The organism is Subtercola sp. YIM 133946, from assembly GCF_036553535.1.
Taxonomy (GTDB): domain Bacteria; phylum Actinomycetota; class Actinomycetes; order Actinomycetales; family Microbacteriaceae; genus Subtercola.
Genome location: NZ_JAZHPE010000039.1, coordinates 15,758 through 33,894, shown reverse-complemented (window position 1 = coordinate 33,894; position 18,137 = coordinate 15,758). Strand labels below are relative to the sequence as shown.

Here is an 18,137-nt window from a genome sequence, read left to right as displayed (position 1 = left end):
AATGATTACGCGTGTAGGTTCGATTTCGCTCGACGTGCCCGATCTCGGAGCGTCGATTCAGTTTTTCGTTCACAAGGTGGGCCTTGAGGTCACAGAGGTAGACGGCGACACTGTTTATCTCCGTGCTTCGAACCGCCACCACGATCTGATCTTGAACAAGTCGACCACGGGAGTGACAGCTCTGCGCCACCTGAACCTCGAAGTCGAGGGCGACCTAGCGGAGCACGTTGCCCGCGCCGTGGCGGCAGGAGCGATCGATGCCGGGCCAATTCGGCACCCGGGTGTGGATGAGGCTCACCTCCTCGAGATTCCTCTGGGTTATGGAGTGAAGCTCTATTCAGGCATCGAGGAAGTACCTGAGCCGTCACCGACGGCAATCGAGCGCCCTTTCCGCTTCTCACACTTCAACGTCACTGCGCCCGACGTGGCCGCGATGGTTGAGTTCTTCGGTGCCGCTTTCGATCTCCGGCCATCCGACTGGCTTGGAAGCACGGATGACCCCTTCCTCGCTTGGCTGCACTGCCCGGTCTTCAACGCGCCTCATCACGGCGTCGCGATCCTCAAGGGCGACCCGAAGCTGCACCACATCGCATTCGATTACGAAACGGTGAGCGGGTTGGCGGATCGGGTTGACAATTACGTTGACGAATCGCACTACCTGGTGTGGGGTATGGGTCGCCACGGAACCGGAGGAAGCGTTTTTGCTTACACCGAGGATGCTTCCGGGGTGCTTGTGGAGCTCGATTCCGGCATGATCTCCATCGGGGATGATCCGCGGTGGAGTGAGCCGCGCGTCTGGTCGTTGAGTGATCAACGCGCAGTTGACGAGTGGGGCTCGGCGATTCCCGAACCGTGGTTGGCCAAGCGAACGGCTTTCATTCGCCCAACAGCGTCGGCGAACCGATCCGTCGAGGTGTGAGCGTGTATGAGCGACTTGCGCGAGCGAATCCGCAACTTCGTAGCCGAGCTCCTGAAGGCCTATGACAGGGGAGACGCAAGGAGCTTCGCGGCGCTTTTCACTGATCAAGCTCATCTCACATCAGCCGAAGGCGATGCGTACTATGGTCGCGACGAGATAGCTTCGTTTGTTTCACGGCTCAGATGTCCGGAACCCACCCGCACATCGGTCGAAGTTCTGAGGGTGCAGGAGATCGGCTCGGGAGCTTGCACGGCCCTCGCCATTGTTCGAATGAAATACGAATCCGGATTGGGCAAGAGACTCCTCGTGACGTTGAATGTCGGTGCCGGTCATGGCTCGCTTTCTTGCGTAAGTGCGTCGATGACCCGCATGAATCGAAGCTGGAGCAATGCTCGAACCTCGCGATTACCGCGGTAGCTCTAGCGGCCATGTAACCCGAGCAACTCACACAGTGCGGGCCAGGTAGTCGAACATCAGTCGGTGGCCCTCTCGCATGCCGTCGAGATCGGGATAGGTCATAAACATGTGAGGCATGCCTTCGACAACGTACAACTCGAAGTCGTGACCTGCTCGCTGTAACGCGAGCGCAAGATCGACGCTCTCGAACATGGATGAGTCACCTGAGCCTGCAATGAGCAGAATGCTGGGCAGAGCCGCTCCCTCGTCGATGTGGTAAATGGGGCTCACGCGCTTGTCGGTCAGGAGTTCCTTGTTGCCGCCGGAGTACCACTCTGCAAGGCCTGGGAAGGCAAGCACAGACGTGTTGAAGTTGTACACCCCCTCTGATCCGACGAACGCGGTGATCGTGGGCGCCTCCGGTTCTGTTTGCAGGTGCAAGATCAGTCCGAGCGCGAGTGCCGCGCCGAACGAGTCGCCCCAGAGCACGAGTCGTGAGGGGTCGCCCGCGAACTCTGTCGCGTGATCTCTCGCCCACTCGAGCGTGAACCGGAGGTCATCGTGAGCCGCTGGGAACGGATGCTCGGGAGCGAGACGGAAGTCAGGAGTGATCGCCAGGTAGCCGCTTGCTGCGACATCGCTCGTGAACCGCCGATATAAGTGTGAGCTGCCTGCCGAGAGACCATTGCCATGGGTGATGATCACAACCGGAAAGGGCCCGTCGCCCAGCGGCACGGCGATCGATGCGTTCAACGCTGGCCGCAACGGTACTTCGGCGTGGTACGACCCGATCTCCGGATCTGGACGGGCCGAGTGGTTCTTCCAGCGGTCCATGGTCTGCATGGCGATTCGCCAGCGCTCGGGAGTCGGTTCGCCCTGCTCGAGAATTGGCACAACTTCGCGGAGAAGTTCTTCATTCATCATCTCGATGATTTTCTGATCATGGTCGGAATGCATCGGCGCCTTGCCTTTCGTAGGAGGGTCGGTCCCGTGGTCCGGTAATTCATTTTCGCACACTGTACGAAAGTCTCGTAGCATGGATTTCGAACACCTGACTGGAGACGACGTGACAACACAGCGAAACGCGCGGCCGGGCCTACCCGAGCCGCTCTCGACGGGAATTCTGCAGTCCGTTTTCGCGTCGCCGATTCGACATCTCGCGTACATCACGAATGACACGGTCGCGGCCATCGAACATTTCGAGTCGATCGGGGTTGGGTCATGGACCACGTTCGACGTGCGCGACGGGGCCGTGCGCGCTTCCTTCAGCCATCTGCCCGGCTGTTCCACGCCATGGTTTGAGATCGTCGAGCCGCTGGTTGACGCTCCACCGATCTTTCCGCTTATTACCGCCGACGATCCGTGGATTTCCTTACACCATGTCGGAGCTCATCTCGATGTCGACGCGAATGCTGCGTCGAGCGAAGCGACCGAGGCAGGCCTGTCGGTCCATCGGTCACAAGTAGCGCGCGGAGACATAACCGCCGAGGTCGTCTACGTCGATGCCCGCAATGCGCTTGGTCATTGGCTGGAAGTGTTATGCCCAGCAACAACTGTCTCTCGTGAGGGCACAATGATCGGGTGAGTTCCCGCGATCGATTCGATGACCCTGACGACTTGATACGAGTAGCCGTACTCATTGTCATACCAGACGTAAAGAACAAGGTTGACGTCATTGACGATCGTCGCAAGCCCATCGACGATGCCTGCGCGATGCGATCCGACGAAATCGGACGAGACAATCTCGGGAGATTCGACGTAGTCAATCTGCTGTCGCAGGTCGGAGTGTAGCGAGACCCGCCTGAGGTAGTCATTCACCTCGTGTTTAGTGGTGGCTCTGCCGAGCGTCACGTTGAGAATTGCCAGCGAGACGTCGGGAGTGGGAACTCGGATGCTCGATCCGCTCAGTTTGCCGGCGAGTTCCGGGAGCGCTTTCGCGACAGCGTTGGCTGCACCGGTCTCCGTGATCACCATGTTCAGCACGGCCGAACGTCCGCGTCGATCACCGGGATGGAAGTTGTCCGTGAGATTTTGGTCATTCGTAAACGAGTGCACCGTCTCGACATGGCCGCGCACCACGCCGAATGCTTCGTGCAGGGCCTTGAGAACTGGAGTGATGGCGTTCGTCGTGCACGATGCGGCGGACAGGATCAGATCGGTCGGCGCAATGGTGCTGTCGTTCACCCCATGGACGATATTCTTCAGCGGCGACTTTGCCGGTGCCGTCAGCAAGACTCGAGCGACGCCGGGACTCTGAAGGTGTTGTGACAGGCCCTGCTCGTCACGCCACTTGCCGGTGTTGTCGACCACCAACGCGTTAGTGATGCCGTAGGCGGTATAGTCGACCGTCGCCGGGTTGTCAGCGTAGATGACTTGTATGCGACTTCCGTTGGCTATCAATACGTCATTCTCCCCGTCCACCGAAACTGAACCGGGAAACGGACCGTGAACAGAGTCCCGCGCCAGCAGGCTGGCTCGCTTCACGAGGTCGTTTGCCGCGCCGCGCCGCACCACGATCGCTCGCAGACGCACTCCGTGCTCGTTCCCCGCTTGGCTGATGAGGATGCGGGCTATGAGCCTTCCGATCCGACCGAAACCGTAAAGCACCACGTCGGTATTCACCTGATGCGGCGCTGTGGCGGGTGCATTGGCCAATTCAGCCGTGACGAATGCGGCGACATCCACCGTTTCAGGATTCTCGCCCACAGCAATAGCGAGTCTCGCCACGTCGACTGATGCAGGACCCGGGGACATAGCGAGAAGCGCCTCGAGCACCGTTTCCGTTTGCTCGAGGGTGACCACCTCATGACCCACCTCGGCGGCCTTGTCGTGCACGGCGATCATTTCAGAGGCGGAACGGTGCACGAGCCGCTGTCCGTGAATCGAGGTCAGGACACCATGGTCGCGGTAGAGCCGGCCGACCAGGGGGACAAGGCGCTCCGCGACCTCTTCGCGGGTAAGCCAGGCCTGTCGATGGTCGTCGTAGTCGGATATTGACATTATCGCCTGCCTTCGTTTTCGAGAGAGGAACGTACGAGTCGATAGATCGCAATCATTAGTACAGTGTACGATAGGGGCGAATGAATGATCGCTCGACTACCGACTAGCCACGATCGGTTGCACGGTCGTGCGCACCACAAAGATCTCAGCGAGGAAGCAATGGACCTGCCAAAGCCCCGAGGGTTGCTTGTTGTCATGAACGACGTGCCAGAAGAGCACGAGGACGAATTCAACCGTTGGTACAACGAAGAACACTTGCCCGAGCGCGCCGCTGCACCCGGGTTTCTCTCCGCGCGCAGATTCATTGCGATTGAAGGCGCGCCGAGATACTTGGCGATGTACGAGCTCGATAACGTCGACGTTCTCAACACGGAGCCATACCTCACGATGAATCAGACGACGCCCTGGACGACGCGCATCCGAACGCTGAGGTCGTTCCACGCCCGCAATATCTATGAAGAGATCACACCCCTTCATCTGCAGGGGTAATTCGAGCCCGCTCACGCGACGTGTCTCGGCGGTGCCGGAGACTGCAATGGTGCTCACTTAGAGGGACAGTTCCACAATCAGTCGCGCCAGGTCTGCCGGCCGACTGAGGAATGGTGAGTGATCTGCTCCGCGCATCTCGCGAGCTTCGATGCCGAATCTCTCCCGAGCCGCTCGACGCGCCCAGGTCGGATTGACGGTGTGGTCATCTGTTGGCACGATGCTTACAATGTCGATGTTCGGCCAGGTCGTCAACGGAGTCACTTCGTCGTAAGGAAGCTGTGACTGGGGGCGAAGTTGTGCAAGCGCCCACCGGGCATCCGCCTCGTCTGCCCGGTTGTAGTAGCGGTCACGAGTGTCTTTCGTGGGTGGGAAGATCATGTCGGGCTCAGCGGCTCGCTGTTGCATGAGGCTCATGCTAGGGATCGGCATCACCCCGGCCACAAAGACGAGCTTTCGTACCGGGCGCGTATTGGCGACCACGGGAATGGTGATTCCGCCGAGCGAATGACCGACAAGCACCAGTTCATCGTCGATGCCGGCAAGCGCATCGCGGACCGCTTCGGAGTATTGCAGAACGCCCGACCCCTCGTCTTCGATCGGCAGATCCATTGCGACGGCGCGGTAGCCCATGCAGTCCATGGCCCCGATGACACGCTGCCAGCTCCAGGCGCCATGACTAGCTCCTGGCACCAACCCGAAGACCGGCTTCTTCTTCATCAGCGCATTCCCTCCATCGTCGCTCGAGCCGATTTGGCGCAGCGTGCGCCAGCGGTTCGTATTTGACTCGATTGCCAAGATGAGACTACTCTCAATACTATGAGACTGCGCTCGTCAAATCGAAGGTGACGCAGAATCGATTGCGTAGTACGGTGTACGAACTGGCGAATCCTGTTCGAACACATCGTCAAGAGACCCATCAGTGTGGAAGGGGCGGATAGTGCCGAGTGACAATGACGTGCAGGTGATCGACCGCCTGAACACGGAGCTTTTTGCTCCGATGATGAGCGAAGCATCGCGCGAGCGCATCCGCACACCTGAGGGGTGGCGGGCAGCCGCAGCGATGTACGACTCGTACAGGAACGAGACCTCGGTTCCTCTTCCGGGCATAGCCTCCTACCACCCGGCGGTCGAGTTGCGACCAGGGCTCACCGCGGCGATAGCGGTGCCAGAGGGTGAAGGGCCGTTCCCCGTCTTCGTTATCACGCACGGGCCGGGCCTCACCGCCGGCAGCTCGCACCTCTACCGTCGACTCACGATGGATGTCGCGGGCAACGGATATCTCGCAATCACTCCCGACTTTCGGCTCGCGCCAGAGCATCCGTTTCCCGCCGGCTATGACGACATGCGGTTCGCTCTGGGCTGGGCGCGCGACCGCGCCGCGGAGTGGGGCGGTGACGGCGCGCGCATCGTGCTGTGGGGTGACGCGCTCGGTGCGTCTCTGGCACTCGGGCTCGTGCTCGGGATGCGTGACGAACCGGATGCCCCTGCACTCAAAGCCTTCGTCGGGGTCGAGGGGGTATACGACTTCACGTCGCCCATGCTGGCGAATGGATCATCGATCAAGTGGTACCCCGGTGACGGCGGGGAGAGCGTTCTGCGAGATAAACGGGTGAGCCCACTTCTTCACATTGAAAAGGGGATGCAGCTTCCACACCTGCTGCTCATCACCGGTAACGCGAACTATGGCGTGCCCGGAACACTCGATCTGGTTCGAAAACTGCAGGACTCCGACCTGCCTTTCGAGCTGCACGCATTGCCAGGAATGCCACACGATTTCATGACCTTTCCTGAACTCGACGGAATGCGTCACGGGCATCGCCTGCTATTCGAATCTCTGGCCCGCACGGTTTAGCGTGCGCTTCATTCAACGGAATTACGTAGAGAAATAGGAGACACACCATGAAGGCCTCGTTCTTTTCGATCGGGACGTATCGCAACAGCGTCAAAATAAAGGGATGGCCGACGGCACCCGCCCAGTGGGATCGGGAGGCCGGGCGCGAGGCGATGGAGTTCACCCTCGAACAGTACGCCCGCGCCGACGAGGTCGGGTTCGACTGGGTGAGCTTCTCGGAGCACCACTACATGCCGCTGCTGCTGCAGCCGAACCCGATGGTCATGGCTGCGGCGGTGAGCCAGGTCGTCAAGAGGGCGAAAATCGCACTGCTCGGCCCGATCGTCTCGATGAGCAACCCGATTCGCATCGCGGAAGAGATCGCGATGGTAGACGGGCTCAGCGGCGGCCGGGTGATCACGCTCTTCCTGCGCAGCGGCGGATTCGAATACGCGACCTACACCGAAAACCTGTCGGAGTCGCGCGAGCGTACCCAAGAGGCGTCGCTTCTCATCAAACGAGCGCTTTCTGAGCCACAGCCCTTCGGGTGGGAAGGGCGTCAGTTCTCGTACCGCACGGTTTCGATCTGGCCGCAAATGGTTCAGGAGGCCCCGCCGTTCTACTACTCGGGCAACAGTGTGGAGTCGGCAGAGTTCGCCGCAAAAAACAAGTTCGGCCTCGCCTGCTCATTCTTCCCACCGGAGTTTTTGGGTCAGATCGTCTCCCACTACAAAGCGGAAGCAGATCGCGCTGGCTGGAAGCCCACCCGGGATCAGCTCGTCTACCGAGGCCTCTGCGTGTTGGGTGACACCGACAAGGAAGCGCAAGAGATGGCGAAGGCCTTCACGAACCGCAACAACGACGACGATGAAACGCCTGTTGGTCAGGCATTCGGAAACCTTCAGTTCGTGGGAAGCCCGAGCACTGTCGTGGAGCAGCTACGAGAGATCCACGAAGCCGGTTTCGGCGTCGCAGATGTTCTCTTGGTCGGCAAGATGCGTGAGCACCAGTCGGTGCTGCGAGCGATCGACCTTTTTGCCGCTGAGGTACTGCCTGAAATCCGTAAGTTTGACGAGCCCGCGAAGAAGCTGCTGGAGGTTTGACGTGCCAATCAAAGACACGAGCGTGACGGAAACACACATCGACGTCGATGGATTCTCCGTCCGCGTGAAAATAGAGGGCGAAGGCCCTTCGGTCGTCATCTTGCACGGTGCCGGAGGGATTTCGGATGCTCCTGGCATCAAGCTGCTTGCTGACGGCTACCGCACCTTCGCCATAGAGACTCCTGGATTCGGTGAGTCGGCGTTCAACGGATCGTCCGATTCATTCCGGAGTCTGGCTGCCACGGTTTCGGCTGTCATTGACCAGCTGGAGATCGGCGATCATTCGGTCGTCGGAACTGGTGTTGGGGCGCGGCTTGCACTGTGGCACGCAATCGACGCTGGCGAGCACGTCGAATCCATCGTGCTGGTCTCCCCTGCTGCGATCTTGCTAGACGGGGTCCGCGCTCCCACGATTCCGCCGTCGTTGCTGCTGCGCAGCGTCAGCACGGGGCAATCGTCACCGATCGGGCTGACGTCGCCGACGACGGCCGCACAGGAAGAGCAGATCATCAAGCGGATCTTCGGCGCGGGGCGAGACTCGGAACTCGAAAAAGAGATGTCCACCCTCGACATTCCGACCCTTGTGCTCTTCGGCGACGAGGATTACCTGATCCCGCCCGCCACAGGTCGTCTCTATCGCGAGATCATGCCGAAGTCGTTCTACATCCTCGTGCACAAAGCCGGACCCTTGATCGCACATGAGCGCCCCGAGGCGTTCGCGTCGGTCGTGACTGACTTCTTGGAGTGGCGCGACCAGTTCGTCTATGGCCACAAGACCAAAGTTCTGAATCCGTAGCTACACCGTGAACAACCTTGCAGAGTGGCTAGACCTTGAAACCGGAACGGTATCCGATGCGCTGGACGCCCTGGGGCTTCCGGGTTCGATTCAGGGCATTCGCGCCGTAGTTCCGGGCTCCACAATGGTCGGCATTGCCTACACCGTGCGCTACACGCCGGCCGGATCGTCTGCCGGTTCGGTCGGGGACTTTCTCGACGACGTTCCAGCTGGCTCCGTCGTTGCGATCGACAACGGGGGCCGTCTCGACTGCACAGTCTGGGGCGGCATCATGAGCGAGGTCGCGCTTCGACGCGACCTCGCTGGCACCGCTATCAACGGAGTCAGTCGCGACACCGCCGTAGCTACCCAGCTCGGCTATCCGTTGTTCACGCGAGGTTCCTTCATGCGTACCGGAAAAGATCGTGTGCAACTCGAATCCGTGGGTGAAGTCATTTCGTTCGGTGAATGTCAGGTACGCCAGGGCGATCTGCTGATCGGCGGCCCAGACGGGCTCGTAGTGGTTCCCGCGATGCGTGCGGCCGACGTTCTAGATCGCGCGCGCGCGATCCACGATGCGGAAGCGCGCATCGTGGGTCGCGTTCGAGAGGGCCAATCGCTGGTCGACGCGCGGTTGGCCGAGGGATACCACGAACTGCAGCGCACCCGATGATGGTCGATGAAGCTCTGCGGCGGAGCGCCCTCAGTGCCGCCGCGCTACTCCGGGAGTTCAGTGCCGCGACAGTGCATGAAGCAAATGGAAGGCGGGGTGCTTTAGCGCCTCGGCTGAAGCCGTTGGTGAACGGATGGCGAATCTGTGCGCCCGTCATGACTATCTCGACCGGCCCCGGAAATAACCTCGCGATTCATCAAGGCCTCTACGCGACGCCCCCGGGCTGGGCGATGGCCGTGGCGACGGGAGGCGACGATACCTTCGGATACTGGGGTGACATTCTGACCGAAGCGGCGATAGCCCATGGTGTGGCGGGACTTGTGCTCGAGGGCGGCATTCGGGACGTTCACGAGCTCAGAGCGCTGGATTTTCCGGTCGTCTCTGGTGCGGTCGCCATCAGGGGGACCACGAAGCTCCTCGACGGTGCCTCCGTCGGTGAACCGATCAGTCTGGGTGGCATTCACGTCTCGGTGGGCGACATCCTCATCGCCGACGACGACGGCGTCGTGTGTGTAGCGCTGGCCGACGCTGTGGCCGTCGCAACGGCAGCGAGGTCAAGGGAAGTGCACGAGGAGCACATTCGCACGGCAATCCGTGCGGGTGCTCAGACGCTCGACCTCTACGGCTTTACCTCACACGACGACACGACCATCACAACAAAGGAATGACCCCCATGTCCACAGACGAACTCGCGACTGTCGAGGTCGCGGCGAGCCTCATCGCACCCGCCTTCACATACGTACCGCTATTCGCGGCGAAGCGGCGGGGCTTCTTCGAACGAAACCAGCTCGAGTGCGCTTACGACATGGTGGGTTCTGGCGATGCGGTAACAGAGGCCTTGATTCGCGGAACGATCCAATTCGCACCCAACACCCCCGAGGGCGTGTTGGCCGACCGTGCGACTGGGGGGAATCTGGTCATCATCGCCGGGCTCACTAACCGGTTGCCGTTCCGTCTCATCGGCTTGCCGCAGCACAAAACGCGGGACGCGCTTCGGGGCGGGGTGATCGGCGTCTCCTCGATGAACGAGGGAACGGTGCACGTGATCAAGGCCATGCTCTCGGCGGTCGGGCTGAGCTATCCGGAGGACTACCGTCTGGAGGTGGTCGGTACTCACCCGAAGAGGTGGGAGCTCCTGCAGAAGGGCGAAATCGATGCAGGCCTGCAGCTCACCCCCTATGACCATATTGCGGTCAATGCGGGGTATTCCGATCTTGGCGACCCCAGTGAGTTCTTTCCCGACTTCACCTTCGGAGTGATCGCGGCAGATTCTACGTGGGCCGCAGAGAATCACGATGTGACCGTGAGAATTCTCGCCTCGCTCCTGGAAGCGACCGAATGGGTGCACTCGGATCGCGCTGGCGCCGCTGACGTACTCGCCGAGGAGACGGCTACGTCGCACGATCTCGCTCTTCTGTCTGTCAATTCCATGATCGATGACGGGGTGCTGCCTCGCGATCTCCGCGTCAGCGCTGACGGTGTGCGAGCAGTCTTGAACATCATGCAAGCGAACGGTACGCTGCCCGCCGGCGCATCTCTTGATCCCGCGTGGTATGTCGACGAGAGCTATCTCGAAGAGGCTCGACGGATTCAGAAGGGAACAGTCAAGTGATCATCACTGACGACATCCTGTTTCCGGAAGGGCCGCTCTTGCTGCCAGACGGCACATGGCTGGTCACAGAAATGACGCGGGGAATCGTCACCCGTGTCTTCGCAGACGGCTCGAAGCAAGAAGTTGCGTCGACGGGCAGCCCGAACGGACTGGCGCAGACACGAGACGGAATCGTGTGGATTGCCGAGTCGATCAATCCATCGCTCATGCGCCTCGACCTGAGCACGGGCGACGTCACCACGGTTCTCTCGGAAGTCGAGGGTCTCCCTGTGCTGTGGCCGAACGATCTCTGCGTGGGGCCTGATGGGGCCATCTACGTCACAGACTCGGGCCTCCTGCGTTCTGAGTTCACAGGACCGGGTTGGCCGGAGTTCGTCGACGGCCGTGTTTTTCGATACGACCCGGCCACCGGCGAGTCATGGTTCGTCGACCGCGGTATTCGCGTCACGAACGGCATCGCCTTCGGGCCGGATGGACGGCTTTATGTCAACGAGACGGCTACGGGAAACGTATACCGGTATTCGCTTTCTGATGGACGTAAGGTCGGCGACCGCGAATATTTCGGAAACGTTCTAGACCCTCAATTCGCCGAGCCGCATGGTGGACCAGACGGCATGGCGTTCAGCAGTGATGGCCGGCTGTGGGTGGTGGTCTTCGGCTACGGAGACATCGCCGTACTCGACACGAGCGGAACTGTCATCGAGCGTTTCGTGATCGACGGCGACTTTCCAACGAATTTGGCATTCGGCGAGCCGGGACGACTCTATGTCGTCGAAACGCAGAACAACGACCTCCGAAGCTACGAGGTCGACGCCGCAGCGTTCCCGCTGCACACCTGACCAGCAGCCACTCGATGAAGACCGATTCTGGGTCAGTCCGCTGACGGAGACGGTGTCGGTCTGGTTCCGTCTTTTCTGTAGGCGACGAGGCTGTCGACAAGCACACTCCGCGGAACAGATCGATCGGCGTCCCACCAGGCCAGCACGGCGAGCGGCAGGTATGCCTCCGCGCGCGCCATGACGCTCAAATCGATATCGGAACGAACAGCACCGGCCAGCTGCATGCGACGCAGCTCTGTTTCGCGCTGCTCGACGAGCAAGGTCATCGGTCGGCCAGTCGGCCCAGCCGCCCAGAACGCGCCGATGAAGTTCGGATTCTGTTCGACGAAATCGACGAAGGCCTCGACCTCCGCTCGGTCGACTTCCGACTTGCCCGCCTCCCATGTGCTGTGCACCGCAGCCAGGCGCTTGGCGAGATCGGCGACGAGTCGATCGACGATCGCGTTGTAGAGGTCGTGACGGTCGGTGAAGTACGTATAAAAGGTACCGTTGGCGAGCCCTGCGTGCTTTGCGACGTTGGCGACCTTCACGCCCTCCAGCCCGTGTGTGGCCAGAGCATCGATTCCCGCAGCGATAAGGGCTTCCCGCGTTGCCTCACGCTGAAGAAGCCGAGCTCGCTGAGCCGTCGTAACAGTCGCCACACTCATGCGTGGCTGCGGCTATCGACGAGATCGAGTTCTCTCGTCATGCGATCAGGATGCTCAATGGGGACCACAGAAACAGCATAGACCGTCATATCATCTCCCATTGGAGGAGCGTTACCTCAGGTGTCGCATCGAAGAAGACCGCTCGAACCCGCTGGCCGAGCTGGAATGAGCCGACCTCTCCACGCAGCGTGCCGTACATGCGGGGGCCATCGTTCAGTTGGATCAGACCGACCGTGTAGGGCAGGTCGTCTGCAAACGCGGGACTGAAGGCGCGATGATATTCGGCCGTGCTCCACAACGTTCCAGTGGGCAGCACTTCGCTCCAGATGGCGCCTTCGTGCTGGCACTCCGGGCAGATCGGGCCGGGTGGCCAGCGCAGATACGAGCACTTCTCGCAGCGCTGAACGAGCACTCTGTGTTCACGAGTTCCCTGCCAAAACGGTGCAGTGAGCTCATCGGCGAGATTCGGAAGCGGACGCTGGTACTCGCTCATGATCGATCATGATTCGACAAGAGCGTCGCGGCTCCCTTGAAGAAGTCGTGGGTTTGGGCGTGCAGAGCGATGCCGGCATTCGCCACCTGACGCTCGCCCGCCTCCCCGCGCAGTTGCCGCACAGCCTCATAGAGGTGAAGCCAATTCCACATGTATGCCTCCGAGAGTTGCCCGCCATTTGTGTTCACCGGAAGAGATCCGCCCGGCCGGGTGTGGCCCTCCGCGAGAAATGGGCCACCCTCACCGACACCGCAGAATCCGTACCATTCCAGCATCTGGAGCACCCACACCGAGGTCGCATCTTGCAGGTACGCGATATCGATGTCGTGGGGGTGCAGACCCGAAGCGCCGTACAGGCGAGTCGCGATGTCCTGGATCCAGGGCCGCATCAACTTGTCGGGGTTCTGGTCGCTGCGGAGTGCGGATTGCTGAGTCATACCCACGATGTAGACAGGCGACGGCTTGAAGTCGTTTGCGCGCTCCGCACGGGTCAGGATCACGGCTGCTCCTCCGTCGGAGATCATCGTGAGATCAGCGCGCTTCAGCGGGGCGACCGTGTAGGGCATCGCCAGATAGTCATCGATGCTCAAGGGCTGACGAAAGATCGCGAGAGGATTCTTCTGAGCCCATTCGCGCTGCGCCACAGACACCCAGCCGAGCTGTTCCTCCGTCGTGCCATAGAGATAGGAATGCCGCTTCACCGCCATCGCCGCGGGCCCGGCAACGTGGGCGAAGCCCGCGAGAGAGGCCCAGTCCGCTGATCCGCCGACCGGCCGGGAGAAGCTCGCCCCAGCACTGCGCTGATTTGTTCCGTAGGTGAGAAGCACTGTGTTCGCCAGCCCGCTGATGATCGCCATGGCGGCGATATGGAGCGAGAACCCGCACGCGCCATACTCGAGAGTCGTCGAGAACGCAGGGTTGATGCCAAGCATCTGGCCGATGTTCTCATCGACTCCCGCGTGCTCGGGAGACCGCAGCGGTTTGCAGGTGACGAGACCGTCGATCTGCGACTTATCGATTCCCGCATCGGCGAGCGCCAGTACCGCTGCACGCACCGCGATCTGGTCGGCGCTCTGCCCTGGGATCTCGCCCTGTTCGGTAGCACCGACGCCGACGATTGCCGTCTTAGCGAGCGCTGTCATGGCAATTTTCTCGACTTTCGATCATGACAGGCTGGCGCTCTCCATGAATTTCACGACACCGGATGCTCGAAACGAGGTGATCTCGTCGTCGGAGTACCCCAGCTCGCGCAGCACGGTTTCGGAATCGCCGCCGAGACCGGGTGGTGTGAGATAGGGCCCACCACTCGGACCCTCGTCGGCTTTGACCGGGCTGCCCAGGGTCACGTATTCCCCGCCATTTCGGTGGGGCGCGCGCACGACCATTCCGCGATGTCGAACTTGTGGATCGTTGAGAGCCGTGTCGATGGTGTTGATCGGGGCGACGGGCACGTTGGCTTTGACGAGAGCGTCATAGATATCTTCGAGACGCCATTTTGCGAACTCTTCTTGCAGAACAGGAATCAATTCATCGCGGTGGATGAGCCGTTCTGGGTTTGTGGTGAAATGTTCGCTGTCGGCAAGATCTTCGCGCCCGAGAACCCTGCAGAGTGAACGCCACATGGGGTCCGTGTTGGCAGCAATCACGATCTCGCGGGAGTCCTTGGTCGCGAACGTGTTGTACGTCGGAATCGAGACGTGCGCACGCCCCTGGTGAGACGCGACCAGATCGCCGGTGAAGTAGTACTGCGCGAGGTACGACAGCAAGCTGACCTGCGAATCCAGCATGCTGACGTCGATGTGCTGGCCGCGCCCCGTGCGCCTGCGGTATTCGAGGCCGGCGAGCGTGCCGATGGCTGCATACAATCCGGCAGTGATGTCTCCGATCGGCACCCCGGCGCGAACGCTGGGGCCTCCCTCGGGGCCGGTCACGCTCATGACGCCGGCCAATGCCTCGACGACAATGTCGTATGCAGGCCGTTCGCTGTACGGGCCATCGGAGCCGAAGCCGCTCACCGAGCAGCTGACGATTCGGGGGTTAATCTTCTCGAGATCTGCGTAGGCGAGGCCGAGTGACGCGCGTTGAGGGGCGCGAAGATTGTCGAGAACGACATCAGCCTCGGCGATGATACGGTTCAGAATCTGTTTGCCTTCGACGCTTCGGATATCGAGCGCGATCGATCTCTTGTTGCGATTGATCGAGAGAAAGTAAGCGCTATCTTCGCCCAGAAAGTAGGGTGGCGTAGCGCGCGTCGTGTCACCCGTGAGGCGCTCGACCTTGAGCACATCGGCACCCAAGTCACCGAGTACCATGCTCGCGAACGGGCCCGCAAGAAAGTGCGTCAGGTCGACCACCTTGACGCCGGTCAAAAGTGAAGCGCGTACTCCCGACTGGATGCTCTCGTCGCCGTCTTGAGGAGATTCAACTGGCACGTTTCTTTCCTTACTGTTGTTGTTTCTAAATCGGGTCGACGGTTGTCACGCTGTCGATGGCGCCCGACTCGGACTCCTGGCTCGCGACCCAGCGCAAATGTTCGTGAACGGCAGCTTCGAACTCCTGGGGTCGCTCCAGGTGCATCATGTGCGGGCCGGGCACCAGAACGAGCCGGGATCCGGGGATCTGGTGTGCCACACGCTCGCTCGCAACCATTGGTACCGAGGCGTCGTCGGTAGCGTGAACCACGGTGGTGGGAATGTTCAGCTGGTGCAGTCGGGGAAGAGAGTCGTCTGACGCGAGCGCCCTCCACGAGGCGGCAAATGCGTTCGGGTGAGCGTTGACGAGCTGACTTCGGGCGTAGGCCACCGCGGGTGTGTCGGCCGTCAGCGCCTTGTCGGTGAACCATCTCTGCAGTGTGGAATGCACCACCCCCGTCATGCCGACGCGCTCAGTCAGCTCAGCGCGGTCCCGCAGTGGACCCCCGCCGACGCCGTCTCCCGCCGATGCTCCAGCGGTGAGAAGCGATCGCACCCGATTGGGCCAGTGCAGCGCGAGCTGCCGCGCGACGTAGCCGCCCATCGAGACTCCGACGACATCCAGCCGACCGGGAACTGAATCGACGACATCCGCCGCCATGGCTCGAAGCGTCAGGGCGTCGTCCGGTTCAGCGCGACCCCCATGCCACAGCAAGTCGTAGCGCACCGCGTCTGCCAGTTCTGACGACGAGAGGAATTGCCAGGATCTGCTGTCGAGCCCGATGGAATGGAGCAGTACGACGGTCATTGCTGATCTCCACTTCCTCATATCAAGCGACAGTGTTGGATGGCGCAGATGACCAGCTCGACGATCCCCGGATGGGCTCGCACCTTGCCTTGACGCTATCCTCGATTGAGCATACTCTCACTTCTCTGAGAGATCTCTTTTTTAGAATCGATGACGAAAGGCGGTCCCGGATGTCGGATGCCGAAGAGAATGTGGCCGCTGTGGTGGACGAAGCGGGAACGATTCACCTGCCCGCTCGTTCAATCCCGTTGCCAGCCTTTTTGAGCCCCGAAGCAAAGCGCCTGCTTTCGTTTGCGCACGCGCCTCGAACGGTCTACCCGCCGCTGCACGACCGTGAGGCGTGGCGCGTCTTCATCGCCGAGCACAACGAACGTTCCAAGCCGATGTTCGAAGCGATGCTGGAGAGGGCGCTCGATCGCGCGTCAGTCGAAAGCACGTCGATGAATGGCGTGACGGTGGAGGTGGGAACACCAAATAATCGACGCGGCGACCGTGTATGGGTGAACGTTCACGGTGGGTCGCTGGTCAACGGCGCCGGCATCACCGCTCGAACGTTCGCCGGAATGCTCGCTGCGCAGTGGGGCAATGTCATCTATGCGGTCGACTACCGAGTTCCGCCCGACCACCCGTATCCCGCCGCGATAGACGACGTCGTCGCGGTATACCGCAGCGTTCTCGAAGATCACCCTGCCGAGAACATCGTCGTCAATGGCATGTCCAGCGGCGGCAACACCGCCTCGGCGGCCGTGCTGAAAGCACGCGACCTCGGTTTGCCGCTGCCGGGGGCGCTCGTGCTCGAGACGCCCGAAATCGATCTGACCGAATCGGGCGACTCGTTTCATACGCTCCGAGATCTCGATCCGATGCTCGGGCAGGGCCTGCCTGAAACCATCGCCCTGTACGCAGACGGCCACGATCTCGCCCACCCGTACCTCTCGCCGCTTTTCGCCGACTTCGGCCGTGGATTCCCACCGACCTACATCCAAAGCGGAACTCGCGACATCTTCCTATCGAACGCCGTTCGACTTCATCGGGCCTTGCGGAACGCAGAGATCGACGCTGAACTGCATGTGTGGGATGGCGCTCTGCACGTCGGATTCGGTATCGCTGGTATTCCGGTCGATGCGCCCGAATCCGCAGAAATGCAGACAGAGCAGGCTCGCTTCCTGAACAAGCACGTACCCTGAGGCCTCGCGACCTGATACTCAGGCGGTCGCCGTGACCGCCTGAGTATGAATCTCGTGAGTGTGCATGACCTCGAGCACGGACTCGGGGCTCTCTACGCGCCAGCCGGCATCCCCGACCAGACCCAGCCATTCGGCGCGCGGAACGATCGTCTTCATCGGAGCCGAACCGCCGAAAAAGGCGTTCCTCCTTTCACGGACCTGGGTGGGGTCAAGCCCTTCGTTGCTGGCTTCGATAGTGAGGGCGAGCCTGCTGCCAGGCCGCGCTCGGCTGAAAAGTGACGCGAGCAGCCGGGCATTAGCCCACGGGCTCAACGTGGCGTTCAGCTGCTCACACATGAAGAACGTGGGCGCGGTGAGGTCGTGACCCGCGGATGTCAAAGCCACAGCGACATCGTCGACTTCTAAGTCCAAGCCGATGGGGCGAAGCTGAGTCACATCTGCGCCCATCCGTTCGAGGCGGCTGTTCTTGTCGACGATGACCTCGGGCAGATCCAACTCGAAATAGGTGACGGCGGAATCGCGGAAACGAAGTGCTCGGTCGTCGTAACCAGCGCCGCAGTTGACCACCTGGGTGATGCCAGAGGCGAGTGCCTTCAGAACTTCGTTGTCGAAGAAGTCGCTGCGAAAGCCCGTCAACGGACGCATCTTCTCGAGCATTTCGGGATCGATCGGGCCGCCGAACGGCTGCATGCCCTGTACGAGAGCGATCTGAGCTTCCGCATCTCCCTCTCGAGTGTGGGGCCTGTTCAAGATCGAGCGACCGAGAGCCGCCACCTGTCGAATCTGGGGCATCCCGAATGCGCCGAAATCTCCATCTTTTGCTCGTTCATCTGTCATACGTACACTGTACTAAAGCGCGAGCGGCTCTTTAGCGTTGACGGCAATTGTTGAATGAGAGTAGTCTCAATGGAATGAGAAGAGGTTCGACTTATAGTGCCGCGGCGTGGCACAAGC

General features: G+C 60.9%; 21 protein-coding genes. 12 read left to right on the top strand and 9 right to left on the bottom strand.

Annotated features, from left to right (window positions below; translation table 11 throughout):
• Position 1 precedes the first annotated feature (1 nt).
• Together V3W46_RS12785 and V3W46_RS19660 are read left to right on the top strand one after the other, a co-directional pair.
• Complete coding sequence (locus tag V3W46_RS12785; protein WP_331783506.1) at positions 2-919, top strand: VOC family protein; 918 nt, start codon at positions 2-4, stop codon at positions 917-919.
• A 6-nt stretch (positions 920-925) separates the two neighbouring features.
• Positions 926-1,336 (top strand): YybH family protein, encoded by a 411-nt coding sequence (locus tag V3W46_RS19660; protein WP_443069980.1) that lies wholly within the window; start codon positions 926-928, stop codon positions 1,334-1,336.
• A gap of 27 nt (positions 1,337-1,363) precedes the next feature.
• Here the strand turns inward: V3W46_RS19660 and V3W46_RS12780 are convergent, their stop codons facing one another.
• On the bottom strand, positions 1,364-2,272 hold the full coding sequence (locus V3W46_RS12780) for an alpha/beta hydrolase (RefSeq protein ID WP_331783505.1): 909 nt from the start codon (positions 2,270-2,272) through the stop codon (positions 1,364-1,366).
• Positions 2,273-2,351: 79 nt separating this feature from the next.
• Between V3W46_RS12780 and V3W46_RS12775 the strand changes: the two genes are divergently transcribed.
• Positions 2,352-2,900 carry a VOC family protein gene (locus V3W46_RS12775; RefSeq protein ID WP_331783504.1) on the top strand — a complete coding sequence of 183 codons (549 nt, stop codon included), beginning with the start codon at positions 2,352-2,354 and terminating at the stop codon, positions 2,898-2,900.
• Here the strand turns inward: V3W46_RS12775 and V3W46_RS12770 are convergent.
• Complete coding sequence (locus V3W46_RS12770) at positions 2,837-4,315, bottom strand: glyceraldehyde-3-phosphate dehydrogenase (protein WP_331783503.1); 1,479 nt, start codon at positions 4,313-4,315, stop codon at positions 2,837-2,839. The genes V3W46_RS12775 and V3W46_RS12770 overlap by 64 nt on opposite strands.
• Before the next feature lie 195 nt (positions 4,316-4,510).
• Between V3W46_RS12770 and V3W46_RS12765 the strand changes: the two genes are divergently transcribed.
• Complete coding sequence (locus V3W46_RS12765; RefSeq protein WP_331783502.1) at positions 4,511-4,804, top strand: hypothetical protein; 294 nt, start codon at positions 4,511-4,513, stop codon at positions 4,802-4,804.
• A gap of 57 nt (positions 4,805-4,861) precedes the next feature.
• Here V3W46_RS12765 and V3W46_RS12760 read toward each other — a convergent pair whose 3' ends face one another.
• Positions 4,862-5,599, bottom strand: coding sequence for an alpha/beta fold hydrolase (locus tag V3W46_RS12760; RefSeq protein WP_331783501.1), 738 nt, complete (start codon positions 5,597-5,599; stop codon positions 4,862-4,864).
• A 202-nt stretch (positions 5,600-5,801) separates the two neighbouring features.
• Between V3W46_RS12760 and V3W46_RS12755 the strand changes: the two genes are divergently transcribed.
• From V3W46_RS12755 to V3W46_RS12725, 7 genes are read left to right on the top strand one after another with little or no spacing between them, the layout of a single operon-like run.
• Entirely contained in the window at positions 5,802-6,656 is an 855-nt protein-coding gene (locus V3W46_RS12755; RefSeq protein WP_331783568.1) for an alpha/beta hydrolase, read from the top strand.
• Between the two features lie 47 nt (positions 6,657-6,703).
• Complete coding sequence (locus V3W46_RS12750) at positions 6,704-7,738, top strand: LLM class flavin-dependent oxidoreductase (protein ID WP_331783500.1); 1,035 nt, start codon at positions 6,704-6,706, stop codon at positions 7,736-7,738.
• Position 7,739: 1 nt separating this feature from the next.
• The gene (locus V3W46_RS12745; RefSeq protein ID WP_331783499.1) at positions 7,740-8,534 is read left to right on the top strand and encodes an alpha/beta fold hydrolase; all 795 of its coding nucleotides are present in this window, start codon (positions 7,740-7,742) and stop codon (positions 8,532-8,534) included.
• 7 nt (positions 8,535-8,541) lie between these two features.
• The gene (locus V3W46_RS12740) at positions 8,542-9,186 is read left to right on the top strand and encodes an RraA family protein (protein ID WP_331783498.1); all 645 of its coding nucleotides are present in this window, start codon (positions 8,542-8,544) and stop codon (positions 9,184-9,186) included.
• A complete protein-coding gene (locus tag V3W46_RS12735) occupies positions 9,183-9,854 on the top strand; it encodes an RraA family protein (RefSeq protein WP_331783497.1) in 672 nt (223 codons plus the stop codon). The genes V3W46_RS12740 and V3W46_RS12735 overlap by 4 nt, the downstream gene beginning before the upstream one ends.
• Positions 9,855-9,859: 5 nt before the next feature.
• Positions 9,860-10,798: an ABC transporter substrate-binding protein gene (locus V3W46_RS12730; protein WP_331783496.1), complete on the top strand. Its 939-nt coding sequence runs from the start codon at positions 9,860-9,862 to the stop codon at positions 10,796-10,798.
• Positions 10,795-11,637 carry an SMP-30/gluconolactonase/LRE family protein gene (locus V3W46_RS12725; RefSeq protein ID WP_331783495.1) on the top strand — a complete coding sequence of 281 codons (843 nt, stop codon included), beginning with the start codon at positions 10,795-10,797 and terminating at the stop codon, positions 11,635-11,637. Before V3W46_RS12730 ends, V3W46_RS12725 begins: the two co-directional genes overlap by 4 nt.
• A 32-nt stretch (positions 11,638-11,669) precedes the next feature.
• Here the strand turns inward: V3W46_RS12725 and V3W46_RS12720 are convergent, their stop codons facing one another.
• The 5 genes from V3W46_RS12720 to V3W46_RS12700 all read right to left on the bottom strand — a co-directional run bounded on the left by V3W46_RS12720 (position 11,670) and on the right by V3W46_RS12700 (position 15,996).
• Entirely contained in the window at positions 11,670-12,284 is a 615-nt protein-coding gene (locus V3W46_RS12720) for a TetR/AcrR family transcriptional regulator (protein WP_331783494.1), read from the bottom strand.
• 85 nt (positions 12,285-12,369) lie between these two features.
• Positions 12,370-12,777, bottom strand: coding sequence for a Zn-ribbon domain-containing OB-fold protein (locus V3W46_RS12715; RefSeq protein ID WP_331783493.1), 408 nt, complete (start codon positions 12,775-12,777; stop codon positions 12,370-12,372).
• Positions 12,774-13,919 carry a thiolase C-terminal domain-containing protein gene (locus V3W46_RS12710; protein WP_331783492.1) on the bottom strand — a complete coding sequence of 382 codons (1,146 nt, stop codon included), beginning with the start codon at positions 13,917-13,919 and terminating at the stop codon, positions 12,774-12,776. The genes V3W46_RS12715 and V3W46_RS12710 overlap by 4 nt, the downstream gene beginning before the upstream one ends.
• Positions 13,920-13,940: 21 nt before the next feature.
• Entirely contained in the window at positions 13,941-15,209 is a 1,269-nt protein-coding gene (locus V3W46_RS12705; protein WP_331783491.1) for a CaiB/BaiF CoA transferase family protein, read from the bottom strand.
• A gap of 25 nt (positions 15,210-15,234) precedes the next feature.
• A complete protein-coding gene (locus V3W46_RS12700; RefSeq protein WP_331783490.1) occupies positions 15,235-15,996 on the bottom strand; it encodes an alpha/beta fold hydrolase in 762 nt (253 codons plus the stop codon).
• A 170-nt stretch (positions 15,997-16,166) separates the two neighbouring features.
• Here V3W46_RS12700 and V3W46_RS12695 point away from each other — a divergent pair, with 170 nt between their 5' ends.
• Positions 16,167-17,183 (top strand): alpha/beta hydrolase, encoded by a 1,017-nt coding sequence (locus V3W46_RS12695; RefSeq protein WP_331783489.1) that lies wholly within the window; start codon positions 16,167-16,169, stop codon positions 17,181-17,183.
• Positions 17,184-17,201: 18 nt separating this feature from the next.
• Here the strand turns inward: V3W46_RS12695 and V3W46_RS12690 are convergent, their stop codons facing one another.
• Positions 17,202-18,020, bottom strand: coding sequence for a class I SAM-dependent methyltransferase (locus V3W46_RS12690; protein WP_331783488.1), 819 nt, complete (start codon positions 18,018-18,020; stop codon positions 17,202-17,204).
• Positions 18,021-18,137: the final 117 nt, after the last annotated feature.